Below are 1,358 nucleotides of genomic sequence, written 5' to 3' on the forward strand. Positions count from 1 at the left end.
CGCCAAGAAAGAATGCGGCTTGCATGCGGGCAATGTTAAGGATTGAGGTTCGCAAAATTATAAATCTCTATTGCCAAATTCAGCTTGTCTGGCTTTTAGTTTATCGGCCAAGATCATTCGTAGCTTACTACACTTTACTTTAACTGGTTTTACTGTGGTTTCGGCTTTTTAAAAAGCCGATTACGATAGCAACTAAAGTTGTACCCATCACGGTTCCAGCGAGCAAATCCTTCCCAAGCCAAGCTAAACCAAAACAAAGTACGAAAGCAAAAACCACTAGACTATATGCCATCCAATGTGCGCGGCGATTATCTCTAACTTGCGCCTCCAGTGCCTTAATTGAAATATCCCTTGAATGTTTGGAATCGTCTTCAAATACTCTAAGAATTCGTTCAGGGGCATCCGTAATTACATCTGCGTATTGCTTAAAAATATCCGGATGTGGTAAGGGACCAGAAAATGAAGATATCTTTGCGGCTATCTGTCGAACTTTACTTTCCGGCAAAAGTTTTTCAACTAACACCGTTTCAGGTGATTTAGTTTCAGGTGATTTTGAAGTGAGGGCTTTTCTACGCGCGTTTGAGAGTTTCTTTCTTCGCATTAGCCAGCTTTTTGTACTCTTTTAATTTTTTGTAGTTATTACGATTATGAAATTTCGCAGCATTGCTGTCTTTTAGTAGGATAGTGCGTACAATTTCTCTGATAGTGTTTTCACTATAATACTCATCAAAAATGGCATCAACATCAATAGTTGTACTGTCAATCTTATTTTCTTTTATTGTTTTTATAAGCTCTTCACGAATACTATCACGTGTAATAGATGTAACTATCTCAACTTGCCGTTCGGATGGATTATTGCTATAGCCTGGAATATCTACTAAATCACTTGCTTTTTGCAACCGGCTACCTAAAGCAGACCACCGATTCTGAAAATTTTTTGCAACAGAATCAGTCGGCAAAAAATCGCTGTAATCGTTTGGTTGCAACGAAAAAACATCGGGTAATGCTTTCAGAACTTTACTGAGTGAAGACATAATCTATTAAGTATTAGACTGGCTATAAGTTTAGTAAATTTTTATCCAAATGCATACTTCCTAATATCCTAGAAAATTTTAAAACATCTTATAATTTACACTAAGTCCTATATTTTAGTTATGCGTTAGATTTCCAAAGTGTAAAAAGCCATGAGTGATTCCAAGGGCGAAACTTTTTAAGTTATTGTTTTTTATATGAATCTATAAGCATAAGATCAAATTATATCAGAACCCTTACACCTTAGTGCTAGTCCCAATGCGGTAAATTTAGTTGTGTGATCGAAAATAAGAATTTAAATGAGGCTTTGAAAAAAGATTTCAATT

General features: G+C 35.9%; 2 protein-coding genes. Both read right to left on the minus strand.

What is annotated here, in order from left to right; all coding sequences use genetic code 11:
- Window positions 1–139: 139 nt before the first annotated feature.
- The gene (locus C0512_RS15780) at window positions 140–601 is read right to left on the minus strand and encodes a DUF2335 domain-containing protein (protein WP_290863296.1); all 462 of its coding nucleotides are present in this window, start codon (window positions 599–601) and stop codon (window positions 140–142) included.
- On the minus strand, window positions 570–1,034 hold the full coding sequence (locus C0512_RS15785; protein WP_290863298.1) for a hypothetical protein: 465 nt from the start codon (window positions 1,032–1,034) through the stop codon (window positions 570–572). Before C0512_RS15785 ends, C0512_RS15780 begins: the two co-directional genes overlap by 32 nt.
- Window positions 1,035–1,358: the final 324 nt, after the last annotated feature.

Origin of the sequence: Flavobacterium sp. (genome assembly GCF_013822155.1) — a bacterium.
In the GTDB taxonomy this organism is placed as follows: Bacteria; Bacteroidota; Bacteroidia; order Flavobacteriales; family Flavobacteriaceae; genus Flavobacterium.

Excerpts from the sequence above, each read along its gene's own strand:
- C0512_RS15780 (WP_290863296.1), bottom strand. The coding sequence starts at position 601 with ATGCGAAGAAAGAAACTCTCAAACGCGCGTAGAAAAGCCCTCACTTCA.
- C0512_RS15785 (WP_290863298.1), bottom strand. The coding sequence starts at position 1,034 with ATGTCTTCACTCAGTAAAGTTCTGAAAGCATTACCCGATGTTTTTTCG.